The following is a 20,690-nucleotide window of genomic DNA, read 5'->3' as shown; positions in this document are numbered from 1 at the left end:
CGGGATCAGACGACGTCGTACCAGCACAGCAGGTGGACGCGGCAGACCTGCTCCAGCCCCGGAGGCAGCCGGAACACGCCGAGCGTCTCAGGCGTGCTCCCCAGGACCACGGGTTCCGGCAGCTCCAGCACCCCGCAGAAGAGCTGCGGCCAGTCGGCACTGGCGACGCAGTGGACGTCGACGGGCCGGGCGGCCGTGCCGCAGCCGGGCGACCGCTCGAACTCGACCGTGTGGTGGGTGCTCGGTGCCGCGCCGGGGACCTCGAGGAACAGCCCGATCCGCGTCACCCGCGGATCGCGCCGCCCCTGCAGGAACGGGAACATGGTCCGTCCCAGGGCCGGCCGGATCTCATGGGCGCGCGGGCGCCGCCACGCGTCCGGGAGGTCGTGCTCGACGTCGAAGTACCGGACGCCGGAGCCGGGCAGGTGGCGCCGCGCGCTCTCGCTCGCGGCGCGGCGCAGCTCGTCGCCGCCCTCGCGCGCCGTGTAGTTGAGGTGCAGGACGACGTCGGCGAGGGTGGCGACGTCGAAGTGGTTGTTCTCGGGCGGCAGCTCGATCCGCCAGCGGCCGGCCGCGCCGGCGAACTCGAACGGCAGGTACCGGTCGTCGCGGAAGTTCAGCTCGAACATCCCGTGGTCGTTCTGCCCCGCCGAGGTGGCGATCGCCTCGGACGCCGTGTGCCGCGTAACGATCCGGGGATCGTCGGGCACCGGGTCGTAGCCGCCCGCGCCGGGACGGCCGTCCGGGCAGCAGGCGCCGGGCGGATCGACCAGGCGCGGATCGACGCGGGTCGTGCTGCCCAGCAGGGTCAGCCGGCTCTGCACGCCGACGTACGGGCCGACGACGCACGGGACGCTGAGGCTCACGTTCCGGATCCGCCGCATGTAGTGACCCGGGTAGTCCTGGTCGAACAGCCACTCCGGGATCTCGATCTCGCAGCTGCCCGTGGCCTGCAGGGTCAGGAACTCCAGCGGGAAGAGCAGGCGCAGCGACAGGTGCTTGGTGATCTCGTACTCGCGGCGGTTGTCGTCCAGGTAGGCGTGCTCCATCCGCTTGAGGGCGACGGCCAGCCGGTCGCCCGCCTGGAGGCCCTCGTGCAGCCCGTCCCAGACCTCGCCGGTGATGAACGAGCGCGTGTGCCCGCGCTCGTAGTTGAACGCGCGCTCGGCCTGGCGCGCCACGTGCAGGGCCAGGTCGTAGGTCTGCGCGTACAACGCCGCCGTCTCCCGCTGCAGGAACAGGTAGAGCTGGTGGGCGGTGAACTTGTCCCGCAGGTAGTCGTGGACCTCCGCCGAGCTCTCCATCTGCCGCCGGTGGGTGTTCAGCTCGCGCAGGGCGATGTCCTGGCGGCGCTCGGCGGCGAGGATGTGCCGTTCGGCCTGCTGGATCTCGAGGCCGAGGACCTCGACCTGGTGCCGCCACTCCTCCTCGCGCCGCTCCCATCCGGCCTGGGTCAGGCGCAGCCCGCCGGTGGTCGTGGAGAGCTCGCCGAGCGAATTGGCGATGCGGGCCGCGGTCGCGAACACCGAGGCGAGTTTCGAGCCGATCGGTATCTGCTGGTAGAACAGCGGCGATCCGCCGAACCCGGCGACACCGGCGAAGATGTCGGGGGTCGCGCCGATCCCCTGCGCGATGGCCTCGGCGATGTTGCCCGTCGCCCGGAGCGCCAGCGCCGCGTAGACGAGGAAGACGTGCTCGTCCTCGCGGTTGCTCAGCCCGTTCTCGATCAGCAGGTTGTGGTACCGCTGGCGGGTCTGGGCGATCTCCTTGGCCTTGCGCTGCGCCTGCGCGTTCCAGTCGGCCTCGCGCCACTGGTTCTGGCGGATCTGGAGGGTGAGGTCGGACAGCTGGCGCTCGTGCGTCGCGCGCAGCGTGGCGAGGTACTCGGCGTCGCCCTTCTCGTAGGCGCCGAGCAGGGCGTTGCCCAGGTTGCGCAGCTCGGCGGCCAGCTCGTGCGCCTTCTGGATCAGGTACGCGAACCGGTAGCAGCTGTCGGGGGCGCACCAGTCGAGGTCGTCCAGGCACGGCTGGGTGCTCTCCCCCGGGGCGGGGTCGCTCCAGTAGGGCCGCTGGTCGCGCCGCAGCCGGTCGGCGTTCAGGGTGGCGTGGACGAGTCCGAGCCGGTCGGCGTTGCGTTCGTAGATCGCCAGCAGGCGCGGGTTGAGCGGAGCGGGGTCGGGGACGAAGTCCGCCACGGGATGGGGCGGGCCGTGGGGATCGTCCGCGAGCACCGTGGGCGGGGCCTGGCCGAGCACCCTGGCCACCGTCTCGAACACCAGCCGGGCCTGCTGGGACGACTCCGGCGTGTTGCCCCGCAGCAGTGCCGAGCCCCACTCGTCGAGCGTCTCCAGATAGTTCAGCAGGATCGCTCGGTCCCGGAGGGTGGCGACGTCGTGGTCCGCGCCGTCGCCGAGGGCGTGGTGGCGCAGCCAGCTCGTGTCTGACCGCAGCGGGGCGAAGGCGAGGTCGTACCAGCGCAGCGCGGCCTCGAACCGGCAGTGGGCGCGCAGGCTCGCCGCGACCGCGATGGCCGGGGCGTGCACGGACGGCGGCAGGATCGGTGCTCCGGGCGCGTGGAAGGCGAAGTAGGGAAAGGTCGTCAGGCCGCCCGGGTAGGTGGGCGGTGGCGGAGTCTCGTGCAGCAGCGGCAGGGGCGTCGCGGCGTCGTCCGCCAGGTCGTAGCGGAACCCCGGCTCGGGCGCGGACGGGTAGCCCTCCGGGGCCTGGCCGCCCTCGACCGTGAAGCGCAGCGAGTCGTCGCTCCTCCCGGCGAATTCCAGATCCGGCTCCGGGGCGTGCACGCGCAGCGGCTCCGACGACCGGCGGGGCTGACTGAACTCGCCGTTGTGCACCCGGCTCCAGGCCAGGTGGACCGCCGGGTCGCTCGGCCACTGCAGCAGGCGCGGCAGGACGCCCGCGTCGTGCCAGCTCCACGGCACCTTGCCGTCAGGGTCGGCCGCGCGGGCCGGGCCGGCCGGGTCGGTGGGGGCGGGCATCCGGCCGTGGCCGTCGTCGGCGACCTGGGTGACGGCCTTGTGGAAGCGGGCGTCGAGGAGCCAGAAGTAGTACTCGTCGACCGTGGCGGCGTGCGGCTCGCCGCAGTCGCGGCAGCAGGCCGGCTCGCACCCCTCGCGGTGCGGGACGAACTCGGTGGAGGCAGGGGGCTCCCCCGCGGCGGCGACCCGGACGAAGCGCACCCCCATGCGGGTCGCGGCCTGAACCCACCACGGCAGCGGACGCTCCGGCGTCCCGGTCCCGTCCGCGATCGCCGCGTCGGTCGCGTCGGTCGCGTCGCTCGCCGCGCTCGCGTCGCCCGCGAGGGTCCGGTGCCGCGCCGGGAGGCCCGCCGCCGCGAGCCAGGACAGGCGGGCGTGGCGCTCGGGCATGCCCTGCAGGTCGAATCCATGGCGATCAAGGTCGACGCGACGCAGAACGGCGGGCTCGCGCGCCTGGAGGGCGGTCAGGCCGGGATGGGCCGGCGGCCGGTCCGCCGGCCAGTGCAGCAGGCCGCCGGGGACGGGCGAGGTCAGGGACGTGCGGCGCAGTTCGTCCTCGACGAGGCGGAACGCCTCCCCGCGGCGGGCCTCCCCCAGCTCCTCCCAGTCGATCCAGTTCTCGCGGTAGAGACGGCGGCGGACGCACCGTTCCCAGATCCGGTAGGTGGCGTACCGGCGGTCCCACAGCAGGGCGAAGCCCGCCGGGACCGGCAGGGCCGGCTCCAGCCCGAGCCGGGCTCGCTGGACGAACGTCTGGACCGCGCTGACGGCCTCCTCGATCCTGGTGGCCCGCTGGCGCAGACCGGCGTCCACGTCGATGAGCAGCAGTTCCTGGAGGGCCGGCGGATCCTGACCGAGGTGGGCCAGCAGCGCGGCGCGCCCGCGCAGCCGCAACCCGTCGTTGAGGGCCTGGACGTCGGTGTAGCGGCGGGGCTCGCCGTTCTCCAGGCAGCCGTCCCGCACGAACCTGGTGAGGACGGCGTTGCCCGAGCCGTCGCCGGTGCCGGCGCCGGGGTCGTCGGCCGCCCACAGGTCGGGGCGCGCGGTCCGGACGTCCTCGATCAGGAAGTCCTCGCGGAGCCGGTCGAACCACCGGTCGGCGTGCCAGACCCGCACCGTCCAGCGCTCGTCCCGCAGGTCGGCGCCGGTCACGGTGTGGCCGGCGTAGGTGAGCGCCTGCGGGAGGTGCCGCAGGTCGACGTGGAGATGCCGCTGCAGCTGGGCGCTCACGTCGGGGTGGTCCTCGGCGGCCTCGTGGAACAGCAGCCACAGCGGCGGCTCGGGCGCCGACGCCGTCGCCCGCCGCACGGCCGTGTAGTCGAAGATCCGCTCCCACTGGTCGAACAGCGCCTGCCGGCGCCGTGCCGACGGCTCGGCCCGCTGGTCCCGGGCCGGGGACGGCGCCTGGTAGTGGTCGAGCAGCGGCAGCAGATCGGGGGCGAACCAGGCGCGGTGGCTGGTGAAGGGGCCCGACGGCATGCCGCCCGCCCGGTAGGACGACGTCCCCGCGAACAGGTCGGGGTGGGTCAGCAGGTAGCCGATCTCGGACTGGCCGTCGTCGGCGATCGGCCGGGCCGACAACCCGAACCGGTGCGCGGACAGCAGGGCCGTGAACGCGCGCTGGTAGGTGCGGCGGATGTCGCGCAGGCTGCTGGTGTAGTGCCGCTCCAGGTACTGCCGCGCCGTTCCGTCCACGCCCTGGACGTCCGCCGCCAGGGTGCCGTCCTTGCGCTCGCCGAACAGCTGCGAGTGCGGGATCGCCATCAGGTCGTCGCAGGTGTCGTGGCCCGCGTACTTGAGCTGGAACCCGCCGACGGCCGGTGTCAGGTCCTCGGCGTCGCGATGGGCCGGCCGGGGCTGGACGAACTCGACGCTGAGCCGGTACGCGCCGCGCGCCAGCCGCAGCGGGTCGGCGCGATCGCCCGGGACGGTCTCGTCCGGCCAGTCGTGGCTGAGCACGACCCAGCGGCGCTGGCCGCGCCGCAGCGTGACGAGCCAGCGCCCGGTCGCGGCCGCGAAGTCGGGCGGCAGGCCGTCCGGGGTGGGCGCGCCGGCCCGGAACTCGTAGGGGCCGCCCGCCTCGATCAGCAGCGTGCCCGTCCAGCGCACGGTGTAGCCCTCGGCTCCGCCGAGCGGGCGGCCGTCCACGTTGGCGGTGGCGAAGCCGTTGCGGAAGTCGACGAACTCGCGCTCGACGGCCGTCGGGGCCAGGTCCAGGGCCGGGACGACGGTCGGGATCGGGCTGTTGCCGGCGTTCTCCCCCGTGCCGAACACCGACAGCGGCCCGCGCGCCTCACGCCACACCAGCCCCCGGCCCTCGGCGGTGTACTCCCCGGGCAGGCCGGTGCCGGCGAGGCCGAGCAGGGCCGCGAACGCGCCGGCGGACGGGCGGTCCGGCCAGAGGGTCGACGGGGGCTCTCCGCCGTCGCGCTCCCAGGGCTCGGTGCCGGCGTTCTCGTCGGCCGACAGCTCGCGCAGCACGCTCCAGGCGAGTTCCGAGCCCTCGGTGGTCGCCCGCCCGGACCAGTCGTCGACGTGCGCGGCCAGATGCTCGGCGATCAGCTCGCAGCGGCGGTAGAAGAGGGCGAACCGCCGCTGGAACCAGGCCCACCGGGCGTCCTCGTCGGGTTCCTCGATCAGCCGTTCCTCGGCCTCCCGGAGGTCGCCGACGACGAAGGCGAACGGGGCCAGATCGGCCCGGGGCGCGAAGTACAGCTGGCGGACGGCGCGCTGCTCGACGGCGCTCAGCTGGCGGATCCGGCCCAGCTTGGCGATCACCGCCTCGCCGCTGAGCGGCAGCTCGGCCCACAGCTCGTGGACGGCGGTGTCGTAGCGGAACGGCCCCGGCGGGGTGTTCCACATCGGCGCGGAGGTCGGCGCCAGGGGCTGCCGGTACTGGCGGTCCCCGGGCGCCACCGGGACGCCCGCCGCGGCGACGGCGGCCGGGAAGAAGCGGGTGCCGAGCCTGCGCAACGGGTCCGGCCCGGACACCGGCGGGCCGTAGCCGAACCGGTCCCGGAGGGTCTGCTCGATCCGGTCCCAGGTCCAGGCGGCCGCGTCCTCGCCGCCGACCTGGTCCTCGGCGGCCGTGAGGCACGCCCGCAGGGCCCACAGGGAGTGGGCGGACTGGTCGTCGGGCAGCGCCAGCGGGTCGTCCAGCGCCTCGTTGCCCGGCTGGAGCGGGAAGGGGTCGTCGCCGTCCAGGTGCGGGTCGGCGGTGCACAGCAGCAGCACCTCGCCGACGCCGAAGTCGGACGCGTAGATCTTGGCCAGCACCTCGGCGAAGCGCAGCGTGTGGGCCGGGCGCGCGTCCCAGCGGTCGCCGCTCGCCGGGTCGGGGTCGAAACCGGCGAGCAGCGACAGCGGGCCGAGGTTGTCGGCCAGCAGCTTCAGGAACTCGGGCCCGCGCGGCGCGCGGCCGTGCCGGTCGCGCCCGTGGGCCGCCACCTGGTCGAGGAGCTCGTCCAGCGCCCAGGCCCGCTTGGCCGCCCCGGGACCGGCCCACAGCGCCAGCAGGTGCGTGCGGTCGGGGCCGGTGGCGGCCGGGGCCGGGGGGTCGAGCGGATCGGTGAGGGCGGCGCCGAAGTCGTCGCGCAGGATCTGGAAGGCGGCGAGGTCGCGCACGAAGTCGGGGTTGATCATCCCGTCGGGCCTGAACAGCTCGAACGCGACGCAGAGATCCCGGAGCCGGGCGAAGTCGTAGCGCGCGTTCGCCACCCCCTGGAGCTTGCGCCACAGCCGGATGAACACCGCCAGCCGGCGCAGCGCGTCCACCGGCGACGAGGGATCCTGGAAGCGGATGTGGTAGGCGTGCGGATCGCACGGCTCGCAGTCGGGGAAGCGGCGCGGCCCCTCGCCGCCGGACCGGGCGAAGCGGACGAAGCCCGAACGCCACAGCTCCAGGAACTCGCACCAGGTCAGGCCGGTGCGCTCCAGGAACTCCGGGAGCCGGACGACGATCTCGGTCCAGTGCGTCTCCCCGACGGTGTCGGCGTCGAAGCCGTACAGCTCGTGCAGGACGAGCCGCCCCTCCGGGTCCTGTTCGGGGACGTCGCGGGTGAACAGCAGCTCCAGCTCTTCCGGCGACAGGTGCAGGTACTCGGCCGCGAGCTCGCGCTTCACCGGGTAGCGCCACAGGTGCCGCTGGAAGTCGGGCGGCTGGTCGGCGGGGTCGAGGGCCTGCTCGGTGATGTCGGCGCGGAAGCGGCGCATGACCGCGTACCGGCTGGTGCGCAGGTGCGCCAGGTAGGTGCGGTTGATGTCCAGGGCCTGCGCGTAGGGCAGCGACGGCGCGGAGAAGTCGATCTTGAGCTTCTCGTAGGCGCCGGGCCGCCTGACCGGGGTTGCGGGGGTGGAGTGCTCGGGCAGCGCCGCGAACAGGGTGGCCGGGTCGTGCTCGGCCAGCGAGTGGCCGCCGAGCGAGGCGGCGTGGGTGTCGTACACGACGCCGCCGCTGCCCGGCGGGCCGTCGACGGCGGCCTCCAGGCACTCGTTGACCAGGTCGATCACGGGGACGGGGATCTCGAGGGCGGCCCGGCTCGCGGCCAGTTCGCCCAGCCTGCCCCGCCGGCCCGCCAGGAGTTCGGCGAGCGTGGCGGCCGCCTCGCGCTCCGGCTCGTCCCCGAACGGGTCTTCACAGGTGGAGTCCTCGGTGAGCCGGAGCAGGTCGTGGAGGTAGGCGACCGGGCCGAGGGGGGAACGGTGCGGTGGAGGGACGCAGTTGACCAGCCGGCCGTCGGGGTTCACGGGCCGGAACTCGCCGCCGTCCGGGGTGCCGCCGTTCGGTGAGGGCTCGTCCGGAAGTCCGCCGGCGCGTTCGTAGAGGGTGTCGGCGTGCTCCCAGGCGACCGTCCCGGTCAGCGCGGCCCGGAAGTCCTCCCTGGCCGATTCGGCGATCCGGGCGCGGCCGGTGAACCCGCGGGCGTACAGGGCCTCCATGATCGAGAAGGCCCGCTCGGTCGTCCACGGAGGCGGCGGCGTGCCCGCCGCGCCCGCCGCCCCCGTCAGCAGGCTCAGCTCGTTGAGCGTGGTCAGCGCCTGCCAGAGCCGCTCCCCCGCCGCCTCGTCATCGGGCAGCGTGGCGGCGATGTGGGCCCTGACGGCCGCGGCCCGCTCGTCGGTCCACTCCTCCCCGAACTCGAAGTCGCCGCTGGGAAAGGTCGTGATGAAGGCGGTGATGAGGTCGCCCGGCGGTCTCGGGAGGCGGGGCGGCCCGCCCTGCGGCTCCTCGAAGATCGGTGCGGACTCCTGCACGATCGCGAAGAACTGCTGGACGTGGCGGATGAACGCCGCCACCCGTTCGGCGACGCTGCCCGGCCGGGTGAAGTCCGGCAGCAGGTCCGCCGCGTCCGGCCCGGCGAACAGCGCCTGCCAGTCGGCGGCCGGGCGGTCGTCGATGTCGTCCGCGCTTGCGGCGCCCAGCCCGGTCTTGATCGCGCCGATGAGCGGGCCGTGGCCGCCGGCGAGGACCAGCAGGACCAGTTCCAGATGGCCCGCGAGACGGCCCGGATCGGTGACGCCGGCCCAGAAGCCGTCGATGTCCTCGCCCTGGTAGGCGAGCCATGCCTCGACCAGGGACCGCACGTTGGCGCGGATGGGATCGGCCCCGTTCAGCGCGAACTGCGGCGCCGAGCCCTGGACCGCGCCCAGGGCGCGCAGCCGCCTGGCCGCCTGGGCGATCCCGGTGCCCGCAGGCGCCGTGATCACGCCGGAGTCGAGGGCCGCCTGCAAGGCGGACCTGAGCGTGTCCTCCTCCTGCAGCGTGTGGAGCTGGAACCGCTGCTCGGCGGAGATGCTCGTGGGCAGTGCGGCGCCCAGCGCGTAGAAGTACTCGGCGGGGACGGCGAAGACCGGCTCCAGGGGCGCGGGCGGGTCGGCGAGGGGCACGGCCGACGCCAGGACGACCCGGACCGACTTGAACCGCGCCCCGCCCGGGGCCCGCGCGAGCGAGACCGGCATCAGCAGGCCGGCCCTGGACGCGGCGCGGCTGAGCGCCTCGGCCCTGAGGGCGGCGGCCAGGGCGTAGACGAACGGCGCGAGGCGTTCGGAGTCGGCGTTGCCGACGGCGTAGTAGCTGTCCAGATCGCCCTCGAACGTGGCCCGGCTGACCTCGTCGCCCTGCTCCCTGCCGCTGTCGGGCAGGGTGTAGAGCCAGTCGAGCTCCCTGGACGCCTGCGACCCGCCGAAGCGGACCTTGGGCGCGGGCAGCGGCCGGAACGACTGGTTCCAGACGATCTCGTACGCGACGTGGCGGGCCTGCAGCGGTGTCAGCTCCGTGATCGGCAGCGGGGCCGCGCTCCCCGGATCAGCGTCGAGGACCGCCTGGACGGCGTTGCGCAGGTCGGTGAACCGGGGCGGGGTGCCGTCGGCGGGCACCTCGACGTAGTCGTCGGTGTCCAGCCCGGTGCCCGGGGCGGGCAGCGCCAGATAAACACTGGACGTAGGAATATCCGGATAATTCCGACGAGGCGGACGATTTTGCTGCGGGTCCACCGGGACGTTGAAGTACAACTGCCGGTGGACGATGGTGCTGCCGTTCCTCCTGATCACCAGCCGCAGATCCGGCGAGCCGTGCTCGGGGCCCGTTCCGGACGGGATCCGGATCACCGCCGTGGCCACGGCCTTGAACACGTCGGGCACGGGAAGGGGCTCCGGCGGGGGCTCCTCCGTCGGACCCCAGTGCTGCACGATATCCGAATTCTGGTTGGGGCGGAAAGGATCGGTCGGCGGCGGATCGACCGGCGCCCGATAGGTCGCCACTCCCAGCGAGACGCCCTCCAGCGGAGAGGCCGTCGAAAGATCGAACGCCTCGATCTCCAGGCCGTCGAGGTAGGGCGTGAAATCGGCGCCCCCGATGGGTTCGACCGGGTGCAGCCGTATCACGATGAGTGCCATGTCCGCGTCCTTCCGCCCTGTCGGTCGTGAAGCCCTGGCCTGCTCAGACATCGGCAGCGAGTGGTCGGCGCCGGAAGGCGGGCACCGCCCCGATCACATGGCGAAGATCCGTTCGCGATCGAGGGCAGGGTCCGCCGTTCGGCGACTCCAGGGGGGTCGAGTCCCCTCGATTCTTCCTGGCCGACGTGGCCGCCAAACCGCGAATCGCGAGGACTTTCCGAATGGCGACCGGGCGGTCGCTTCACGATCTTCGAGCGCCCTCGAACCGGCTTTTCCGATCATCGTCAACGGCACTCCGCACGCTTCCGGAATTCCTCCCTGTTACTACTGGAACGACGTCTTTGTCCGCAGGACGAATCAAGATTGTTTCTGCGATCCGAGCACTGGATCTTCGTTCACTGATAAAGGACCCTGACCGCGCCAGAAGAGCCCTCCCGGCGCCGTTTTCCGTGGCGCGCCGGAGCCGGGATTCGCGGATTAGTCACCAAGACCGGAGGGTAAAGCAACGATGATCCCCGACACATCCAGCTGCCGGCCTCTGACGGGCCGTCCGGACGAGATGGTGCAGAATGCCGAATCTTGCCTTCTCGCGCGTGCAGGTCCCCGCCGTCTCGCCGCCCAAGGGCGGTGGCGCCGTCCGCGGCGTCGGCGAGAAGTTCGCCGCCGGCACCGCCACCGGCACCGGCTCCATGAGCGTGCCGATCGCGACGAGCGAGGCCCGTTCGGGCCTCGGCCCCGAGCTGGCGCTGACCTACGACTCCGCCAACGGCAACGGCCCGTTCGGGTACGGGTGGAGGCTGTCCACGCCCGCGATCACCCGGAGGACCGACAAGGGCGTCCCGGAGTACCGCGACGGCGACGAGTCCGACGTCTACCTGCTCTCCGGCGTCGAGGACCTCGTCCCCGTGCTGCGTCCCGACGGCACCCGGTTCGCCGACGAGGTCACCGCCCCCGGGTACGTCGTCCATCGCTACCGGCCGCGCACCGAGGGCCTGTTCGCCCGGATCGAGCGCTGGACCCGGCGCGACACCGGCGACGTCCACTGGCGCTCCGTCACCTCCGGCGGTGTGACCACGCGGTACGGCACCGACCGGCGGTCGCGCGTCGCCGAGGGCACGCGGGTGTTCAGCTGGCTCGCCTGCGAGAGCTACGACGACAAGGGCGGCGCGCTCGTCTACGAGTACGTGGAGGAGGACGCCCGCGGCGTCGACCTGGCGCGCGCGAGCGAACGGCACCGTTCCCGGGGCTCCAACCGCTATCTCAAGCGCATCCGGTACGGCAACCGCGTCTCGCGCCTCGTCGAACCGGACCTCGGCAAGGCGTCGTGGCTGTTCGAGGTCGTCTTCGACTACGACGAAGGGCACGTCGAGCCGGTCGCCCCCGACCCGGGCGTGCCGGAGGACGAGCAGCACCGGTTCGTCCGGGCGTCGCCGTCGGCACCGCACGCGTGGTCGGAGCGCCCCGACCCGTTCTCGGCGTATCGCGCGGGCTTCGAGGTGCGCACCCACCGCCGCTGCCTCCGCGTCCTGATGTTCCACCACATTCCCGGCGGCGACGCCGGGGAGCCGGGTTACGACGGGCTGGTGAGCTCCACCGAGTTCGACTACGCCGACCTCGACCTCGGCCCCACCGGTTCCGGCCGGACGGTGACGGTCGACGAGGAGCTGTCCCACCAGGGCAGCACCCGGTTCGGCTCGTTCCTGCGCCGGGTGACGCAGAAGGGCCACGTCCGCGACGACACCCGGCCCGCCGCCGTGCGGGGCGGCGCCGAGTTCGCCACCTATCTCGAGGAGTCGCTGCCGCCGGTCGAGTTCGAGTACTCCCGGCCCGAGATCCACGACGAGCTGCACGACCTCGACCCGGCGACGCTGCCGGACGGCCTGGACGGCCACGACCACCAGTGGGTCGACCTGCACGGCGAGGGCGTCTCCGGCGTGCTCGTGGAGCAGGCCGGCGCGTGGTACTACCACCGCAACACCAGCCCGCTGTCACCCCGGGCCCGGTTCGGCCGTGCCGAGCCCGTCCCCCTTTCGCCGAGCTCGCCGCTCACCGGCGCCCCAGGCGCCGCCCGCTTCATGGACCTGGCGGGCGACGGGCGGCCCGACCTGGTCGCGCTGGACGGCCCCATGCCCGGGTTCCACGAGCACGACGACGGCGAGGGGTGGCGCCCGTTCCGGCCGTTCACCTCCCGCCTCAACCGCGACACCGAGGCGGCGAACCTGCGGCTGGCCGACCTCACCGGCGACGGGTTCGCCGACGTGCTCATCACCGAGGACGACGCGCTCGTCTGGCACCCGTCCCTGGCCGAGGCGGGCTTCCTGCCGGCGCGCCGGGTGGCCCGGCCGTACGACGAGGAGGAGAGCGGGCCGCGCGCCGTCTTCGCCGACGGCGGCCATTCGGCGCTCCTGGCCGACATGAGCGGCGACGGCCTCAGCGACCTGGTGCGCGTCCGCAACGGCGAGGTCTGCTACTGGCCGAACCTGGGCCACGGCCGCTTCGGCGCCAAGATCACCATGGACGGCTCGCCCCTGTTCGACTCGCCCGAGGAGTTCGACGAGCGCCGCGTCCTGCTCGCCGACCTCGACGGGTCGGGCACGACCGACCTCGTCTACCTGCACCGCGACGGCGTGCGGCTCTACTTCAACCGGTCGGGCAACGGCCTGGGCGACGCGCGCCGCCTGAACGTCCCGCCGCCCGCCCAGGACTTCGCCGCGATCACGCCCGTCGACCTGCTCGGCAACGGCACCCTCTGCCTGGTGTGGGCGTCGCCGTCGCCCGCCGAGGCGGGCAGGCCGCTGCGGTACGTCGACCTGATGGGCGGGGTGAAGCCGCACCTGCTGACGCGGGCGGTCAACAACCTCGGCGGCGAGACCACGGTCCGCTACGCCCCCTCGACGAGGTTCTACCTGGCGGACCGCGAGGCGGGCCGGCCGTGGCTCACCCGCCTGCCGTTCCCGGTCCACGTCGTCGAGCGGGTCGAGACCCTCGACCGGGTCGGCCGGCTCCGGTTCGTCACCCGGTACGCCTACCACCACGGCGACTACGACCCCGTGGAGCGGGAGTTCCGCGGCTTCGGCATGGTGGAGCAGTGGGACACCGAGCACCCGCTCGACCCGGCGGTGCCCGCGGCCAACGAGGACGCCGCCTCCCGCGTACCGCCGATCCTCACCCGCACCTGGACGCACACCGGCGTCCACGTCGGAGCGGAAGGCGTCTCGAACGCCTTCGCCGGGCCGGCCGACGCCGGCGATCCCGGCGAGTACTACCGCGAGCCCGGCCTGAGCCACACCCGGGCGAGAGCCCTGCTGCTGGACGACACGGTGCTGCCCGGCGGGCTGACCTTCGAGGAGGAACGCCAGGCGTGCCGAGCCCTGCGCGGCTCGGTGCTGCGCCAGGAGGTGTACGCCCTCGACGGCTCGGGCACCGACGAGTACCCGTACGGCCACCCCTACACCGTCACCGAGCAGAACTACACGGTCCGGATGCTGCAGCCCCGCGCGGGCAACGAGCACGCGGTCTTCCTGGTGCACGCGCGCGAGGGGCTCACCTACCAGTACGAGCGGAATCCCGCCGACCCGCGCGTCGGCCACGCGCTCGTCCTGGAGGTCGACGAGTACGGCAACGAACGGCGGTCCGTCACCCTCGGCTACGGGCGCCGTGCCCCCGACCCGGCGCTGCCCGAGAGGGTCCGTGAGAGCCAGGCGCGGATGCTCGCCACCTACATCGAGAACGACGTCACCAACGCCATCGACACGCCCGGCGCCTACCTGGCGCCGCTGCCGTGCGCCTCGCGCACCTACGAGCTCACCGGTCTCACACCGGTCGAGGGCCGCCGCTTCACCTTCGACGAGGTCGACGCGGCCGTGAAGGCCGCCGTGCCGCTCGCCTACGAGCAGGAGCCCACTCCCGGCCGGCGCGAGAAGCGCCTGCTCGACCACGTGCGCGGGTACTTCCGCCGCGACGACCTCACCGGCCCGCTGCCGCTGGGCGTCGTGGAGCCGCTGGCGCTTCCGTACGAGAGCTACCGACTCGCCCTCACGCCGGGGCTCGTCGGCGCCGTCCACGGCGACCGCGTCACCGACGCCATGCTCGCGGACGAGGCCCGCTACGTACGCCTGGCCGGCGACGACGGGTGGTGGGCGCCGTCCGGGCGGGTCTTCTACTCGCCCGGCCCGGCCGATCCGCCGGAGGCCGAGGCCGCCCATGCCCGCGCCCACTTCTTCCTCCCGCACCGCTACCGCGACGCGTTCCACACCGAGGAGGCGAGAACCGAGCAGTTCGTCACCTACGACGCGCACGACCTGCTGGTCCTGGAGACGTGCGACGCGCTGGGCAACCGTGTCACCGTCGGCGTCCGCGAGCTCGACCCGGCGCTGTCCCCGGTCCGCGGCGCGTACGACTACCGCGTCCTGCAGCCCGCCCTCGTGATGGACGCGAACCGCAACCGGACGGCGATCGCCTACGACGCCCTCGGCGCGGTCGCCGGCACCGCGGTCATGGGCAAACCCGAGGAGGTGCCGGTGCCCGGCGACCGGCTGGACCCCGGTTTCCGCGCCGACCTGACCCAGGCCGAGATCAACGCGGTCCTCGCCGACCCCACCGGTCCGATGGCCGCCACGCTGCTCGGTGACGCCACCACCCGCGTCGTGCGTGACCTGAGGGCCTACTCACGCTCCCCGTCCCCGGAGGGCGGCGTGCCCACCCCGACCGCCGTGTTCGCCCGGGAGGTACATGCCGGCGCGGCGGCGCCCGTGCCGATCCGGGTCGAGCTGGCCTACGGCGACGGGTTCGGCCGCGAGATCCAGCGAAAGATCCAGGCCGAGCCGGGGCCCGTGCCGGGGTCGGTTCCGGGGTCGGTTCCGGGGGCGCCGCACGACGCCGATCCCAGATGGGTCGGCACCGGCTGGACGGTGTTCAACAACAAGGGCAAGCCGATCCGCGAGTACGAGCCGTTCTTCAGCGGCACCCATCGCTTCGAGCCCGATGTCCGGGCCGGCGTCTCGACCCTCCGGTTCTACGATCCGCTGGAGCGGACGGTCGCCACGCTCCACCCCGACCGCACGTGGGAGAAGGTGGTCTTCGATCCGTGGCGGCAGGAGGTCTGGGACGCCAACGACACCGTTCTGGTGGCCGACCCCGCCGCGGACCCGCACGCCGGGCCGCACTTCGCCCGGACGGACCCAGGCGAGTACCTGCCCACGTGGCATGCCCTGCGCACCGATCCGCGCGAGGCGGAGGCGTTCGCGGCGCGCTACCCCGATCCGATCGACCGCGGGCACGAGACACGGGCGGCCGAGCGGACGCGGGTGCACGCCGCGACGCCCACCGTCGCCCACGCCGACGCGCTCGGCCGTACCGCCGCCACGGTCCTGCACAACAGGTTCGCCTACGGCGACGCGCCCGCCGGAGCCGCACCGGTCGAGGAGTTCCACCGCACCGAGGTCGTCCTCGACATCCAGAACCGGCAGCGCGAGGTCATCGACGCCAAGGGCCGCGTCGTCGCGCGCTACGTCCACGACATGGCCGGGGCCCAGATCGGCGGCTCCAGCATGGAGGCCGGCGAGTCACGGGCCCTGCCGGACGCGGCCGGCAATCCCTGCCTTCTCTGGGACGGCGACGACCGGCGGTTCCGCACCCTCTACGACGCGCTGCGCCGCCCCACCGGCACCCTTCTGCGGGAGGGGGACGGCGCCGAGGTCCTCATCGAGCGCACCGTCTACGGCGAGAGCCGTCCCGAACCCGAGACCGGCAACCTGCGCGGCAGAGCGGTCGAGGTCCACGACCAGTCGGGCGTGGTCATCACCGGCGACTACGATTTCAAGGGCAACGTGCTGTCGACCCGGCGCCGGTTCGCCCGCGACTACGCCGGCACGATCGACGTCTCCGCCGACGTGCCGCTCGACGACGAGACCTTCACCGAACGCACCCGCTACGACGCGCTCAACCGCCCCGTCCAGCTGATCGCACCGCACAGCGACCGGCCCGGCACGGTGGTGAACGTCATCCAGCCCGTGCACAACGTCGCCGGGCTGCTGGAGCGGGTGAACGTCTGGCTCGACCTGGACGCCGAGCCCGAGGGGCCGCTGGATCCCGCCACCGCGAGCCTGCGCGCGGTCACCGGCGTCGACTACGACGCCAAGGGGCGGCGCACGCTCGTCGACAACGGCAACGGCGCCCGGACCACCTACGCCTACGACCCGCTGACCAACCGCCTCACCGGCCTCCTCACCCGGCGCGACGCCGCCGCCTTCCCGGACGACTGCCCCGACCCGGCCCCGGCCGCCTGGCCCGGCTGCCAGGTGCGGAACGTCCGCTACACCTACGACCCGGCGGGCAACACCACCCACGTGCGCGACGACGCCCAGCAGACCGTGTTCTTCCGCAACCGGCGGGTGGCGCCGGGCTCCGACTTCACCTACGACGCCGTCTACCGGCTCATCGAGGCCACCGGGCGCGAGCACCTCGGCCAGACCGGCGGCACCCCGAACGCGCCCACCCCCCACTCCTCCGACGACCTCGCACGGCTGCGCCTGCAGCACCCCGAGGACGGCAACGCCATGGGGCGCTACATCGAGCGCTACACCTACGACGCCGTGGGCAACATCGAGTCGATGCGGCACCGGGGCTGCGACCCGGCCCACGCCGGCTGGCGGCGCGCCTACACCTACGACGAGCCGAGCGCGCTCGACCCGGCCGTGTCCTCGAACCGGCTGACCAGCACGACCGTCGGCGGGGTGACCGAGCCGTACGCCTACGACGTCAATGGCAACCTGCTGCACATGCCCCACCTGCCGGTGATGCTGTGGGACTTCCACGACCAGCTGCGGATGACGCGGCGGCAGGCGGGCGACAACGGCGAGCGCACCTTCTACGTGTACGACTCGTCGGGCGCGCGCGTGCGCAAGGTGACCGAGTCCGAGCCCGGCGGGATCAAGGAGGAACGCCTCTACCTGGGCGGATTCGAGATCTACCGCCGCCACGGCTCCGATCCGCTGGAACGCGAGACGCTGCACGTCACCGACGACGAGCACACCGTCGCCAGGGTCGAGACCCGTGTCGCCGGCGTCGAGCCGGGCGTGCCGCGACGGCGCGTCCGCTACCAGTACGGCGAGCAGGTGGGCGCGGGCGCCCTGGAGCTCGACGAGGCCGCCCAGGTGATCTCGTACGAGGAGTGCTCGCCGTACGGCAGCACCACCTACCAGGCGGTCAGCGGCCAGACCGTGGAGCCGAACCGGTACCGCTTCACCGGAAAGGAACGCGACGAGGAGAGCGGCCTGTACTACCACGGTGCGCGCTACTACGCGCCCTGGCTGGGCCGCTGGACGGCCTGCGACCCGGACGGGCTCGCCGCCGGGCCCGACCTCTACGTGTACGCCCTCGGCAACCCCGTGGCGTTCTACGACCCGTCCGGTGCCGCGCCCAAGAAGTACCAGGACCAGCGCTCCAAGGACACGGCCGCGAAGAGGCAGGAGATGGAGCAGAACCTCGCCAAGCCGGTGCAGAAGGGGAAGCCGAAGGTCCCCGACCCGATGCAGAAGAGAGCCGCCGGCTTCTCGAAGACGCCGATCGAGCAACATCACCACACGGGCGTCCAGCAGGCGGCCGAGGTCGGGCTCGACCCGAAGAAGATGGGGCAGCAGATGTCCTCGGTCTGGGGCAGGAAGACCGACCCGACGGTTCAGGCGGGCATCGGCGACCGGCCGGTGTGGGATCCCGGATTCGACGGCAAGCAGGTGACGCCGCACAACGTCGCCAAGCACATCGACTTCGACGAGCAGGCGAAGGGCCCGAAGACGGCGGCGAACCTCGAAGCGGCCGGAGAGGCGAGCAAGTGGCGGCGGCCCGCGACCGCCGACCTGTCCGAGCGGGCCAAGGTGGACTGGACCCGCACGGAGCCGAGACCGGAGCCGTTCCTCGACCTCAAGACCGGGCAGGTGACCAGCCCGAAGGGGGGCCCGAAGGCCAGCGGCCCGAAGGTGAAGGGTCCGAAGGCGCACGGCCCGAAGGTGAAGGGCGGCGGCCTCGTCGGCAAGGCCATCATGCTCGGCGTCGCCGGCTACGTCCTGTTCAAGACCGGGGACGCCTACGCCGCCGTCCAGACGGCGAATCCGGCCGCCAACACCACCGACGCCATCGTGGAGGGGAACCTGAGCGCGGAGAACCTGGCCTGGAGCGTCACGAAGGACGTCTACGGCCTGACCCCGGCGGCGACGGTGACCTCGGCCCTGCAGTTCGTCTTCGAGCCCCAGGGCGACAACATCTACGACCAGAAGCTCGCCGACCGGGCGCTGCAGGAGGGCCGCAACCCCTTCTGCGCGCAGTGCCACGGCCCCGGCGGCGCGCTCGACCCGAACAACGAGTGGAACCGCAAGGCGGAGGCCCGTTCGAAGGTCGATCTCAAGCCCACCGAGGCCGACGCGCCCGCCGGCGCCCGCCGGCCGGCCGTCAGCGGGCGAGGTAGTCCTCCAGTTCCGGCGAGGCCAGCGCGCCGCCGCTCAAGGTGATCAGGCGGTTGAGCGGGGTCGACTCGACCATGCGGAGAATCGCCGGGTCGCTCATCGCGGACGCGTGCCCGGCGGTCATGGTCCGGCGCAGCAGCGGGCCGCCCTCAGGGTGCGCGAGCCACTCCGCGAGCGTCGAGTCCAGTGTCAGCGGCCGCACGGGCGGCGGCGCGTCGACCGTCACCGTGGCGGCCAGGCGCAGGTCCCGCGAGGAGGCGCCGACGCCGATCTCGAAGTCGCCGGGCTCCAGCACCCAGCGGCCGAGGCCGGTGCTGTAGTACGACAGGTCGCGGGCGTCCAACTCGAAGCGGACGGCCGCCGACTCGCCGGGCCCGAGCGCGACCTTGGCGAAGGCCTTGAGCTCCCGGACGGGACGGTCCACCGAGCAGGCGACGTCGCGGACGTAGACCTGGACGACCTCCTTGCCCGCCACCGTCCCGGTGTTGGTCAGGTCGAGCCGCAGCCTGACGACCGTCTCGTCGCCGTCCCCCTCGACCACCGCGGACAGGCCGGAGTACGCGAAGTCGGTGTAGGACAGGCCGTGCCCGAAGGGGTAGGCGACGTCGATGCCCTTGGCGTCGTAGTAGCGGTACCCGACGTAGAGGCGTTCGCCGTAGACGACGGTGCCCTCCGAGCCGGGGAAGTTCAGGTGGGACGGGTTGTCCTCGAGCCGCAGCGGGATCGTCTCGGCCAGCCGCCCGCTCGGGTTGACCCGGCCGAACAGCAGGTCGGCGACCGCCCCGCCGCCCGCCTGGCCGTTGAGCCAGCATTCGAGGACGGCGCGGGCGTGCCGCTCCCAGCCCGACGTCCGGACGACTCCGCCGTTGGCCAGCACGACCACGGTCCGGGGATTGACCAGGGCGATCTCTTTCAGCAGCCGCACCTGGACCTCGGGCAGGTCGATGCCGGCGCGGTCGAAGCCCTCGGACTCCTCGCCTTCGGGCAGGCCGAGGAAGACGACGGCGATGTCGGCGTCCCGCGCGGCCGCGACGGCCTCGGCGAGCAGTTCCGGGGCCTCCTCGCCCGACAGGGTGAACCCGGCGGCGAAGGCGAGCCGCAGGGCCGGGCCGGCGGCGCCGGTGAGCGCGTCGAGGGCCGCGTCGATCCGCGTCGGCTTGACGCGCGAGCTGCCCGCGCCCTGGTATCTCGGCGTCCGCGCGAACTCGCCGATCACCGCGACGCGCAGGTCCGCCCGCGGGTCCAGCGGCAGGATCGCGTCCTCGTTCTTCAGCAGGACGGCCGACTCCGCGGCGGCCCGGCGGGCGAGAGCGTGGTCGCGGTCGAAGTCGGCCTCGGCCGGGCCGGTGCCAGGGCCGGTGCGCGGGCCCGTGCCTGGGGAAGTGCGCTCGATCAGCTTCAGCAGCCGCAGGACGGCGCGGTCGAGCGCGCTCTCCTCCAGCCGCCCCTCCCGGACGGCCTCGGCCAGGCGTGCCGCGCTGACCCCGTTGGTCGCCGGCATCTCCAGGTCGAGCCCGGCGGCGACGGCCGCGACGGGGTCCAGGACCGCGCCCCAGTCGGAGACCACCAGGCCGTCGAAGCCCCACTCCTCGCGCAGGACCCGGGTCAGCAGCCAGGGGTCCTGCGCGGCGTGCACGCCGTTGATCCGGTTGTAGGCGGCCATGACCGTCCACGGCCCCGCGTCCCTGACCGCGCGCTCGAACCCCGCCAGGTAGATCTCCCGCAGCGTGCGCTCGTCGACCTCGGCGCTGACCGTCATCCGGTCGGTCTCCTGGTTGTTGGCCGCGAAGTGCTTCAGCGAGGCGCCCACCCCGGTGCCCTGGACGCCCCGGACCAGGGCGGCGCCCAGCCGGCCGCTCACGACCGGGTCCTCGGAGAGGTACTCGAAGTTGCGCCCGCACAGCGGCGAACGCTTGATGTTCATGCCGGGGCCCAGCAGCACCGCGACGCCCGCCGCGCGGCTCTCCTCGCCGAGGGCGCGACCGACCTCCTCGAGCAGGTCGACGTCCCAGGACGAGCCCAGGGCCGCGGCCGTCGGAAAGCAGGTGGCGGGAAGGCTCTCCTCGAAGCTGAAGCCCGCGGCCTCCGGGTCGTGCCTGCGCAGGCCGTGCGGACCGTCGGTCAGCACGATCGGGGGAATCGCCGCCCGGTCGATCGCGGCGGTCTCCCAGGTGCCGCCTCCGGAGAGCAGTGCGGCCTTCTCCTCCAGGGTCAGGCCGGCGAGCACCGCGGGTGCGGACGGTCCGGATGGATCGGTCACGTTCTCGAACCTCTCCTGCGACGGCCCGGTCCCGCACGGGACGCGAGCCCGCTGCCGACTCCACTACTAATGCGGTTTAGT

The 20,690-nt window shown here is 73.3% G+C and carries 3 protein-coding genes; 1 reads left to right on the top strand and 2 read right to left on the bottom strand.

Annotation, left to right across the window (positions count from 1 at the left end; all coding sequences use genetic code 11):
• Positions 1 to 5: 5 nt before the first annotated feature.
• The gene (locus ACFPZN_RS37910) at positions 6 to 9,890 is read right to left on the bottom strand and encodes a Tc toxin subunit A-related protein (protein WP_378287338.1); all 9,885 of its coding nucleotides are present in this window, start codon (positions 9,888 to 9,890) and stop codon (positions 6 to 8) included.
• 569 nt (positions 9,891 to 10,459) lie between these two features.
• On the opposite strand from ACFPZN_RS37910, the gene ACFPZN_RS37905 reads away from it, so the two are divergent.
• Positions 10,460 to 18,394: a SpvB/TcaC N-terminal domain-containing protein gene (locus ACFPZN_RS37905; RefSeq protein ID WP_378287336.1), complete on the top strand. Its 7,935-nt coding sequence runs from the start codon at positions 10,460 to 10,462 to the stop codon at positions 18,392 to 18,394.
• Here the strand turns inward: ACFPZN_RS37905 and ACFPZN_RS37900 are convergent.
• Positions 18,336 to 20,609, bottom strand: coding sequence for a glycoside hydrolase family 3 C-terminal domain-containing protein (locus tag ACFPZN_RS37900; protein WP_378287334.1), 2,274 nt, complete (start codon positions 20,607 to 20,609; stop codon positions 18,336 to 18,338). The two genes, ACFPZN_RS37905 and ACFPZN_RS37900, sit on opposite strands and share 59 nt — an antisense overlap.
• Between the last annotated feature and the right edge of the window lie 81 nt (positions 20,610 to 20,690).

The sequence above is a fragment of the Actinomadura rugatobispora genome, assembly GCF_042656285.1.
In the GTDB taxonomy this organism is placed as follows: Bacteria; Actinomycetota; Actinomycetes; order Streptosporangiales; family Streptosporangiaceae; genus Spirillospora; species Spirillospora rugatobispora.
The sequence above is the reverse complement of the archived record's forward strand: the minus strand, read 5'-3'. Positions and strand labels throughout refer to the sequence as shown.

Coding starts and splice junctions, on each gene's coding strand:
- ACFPZN_RS37910 (WP_378287338.1), bottom strand. CDS start 9,890: ATGGCACTCATCGTGATACGGCTGCACCCGGTCGAACCCATCGGGGGC.
- ACFPZN_RS37905 (WP_378287336.1), top strand. CDS start 10,460: ATGCCGAATCTTGCCTTCTCGCGCGTGCAGGTCCCCGCCGTCTCGCCG.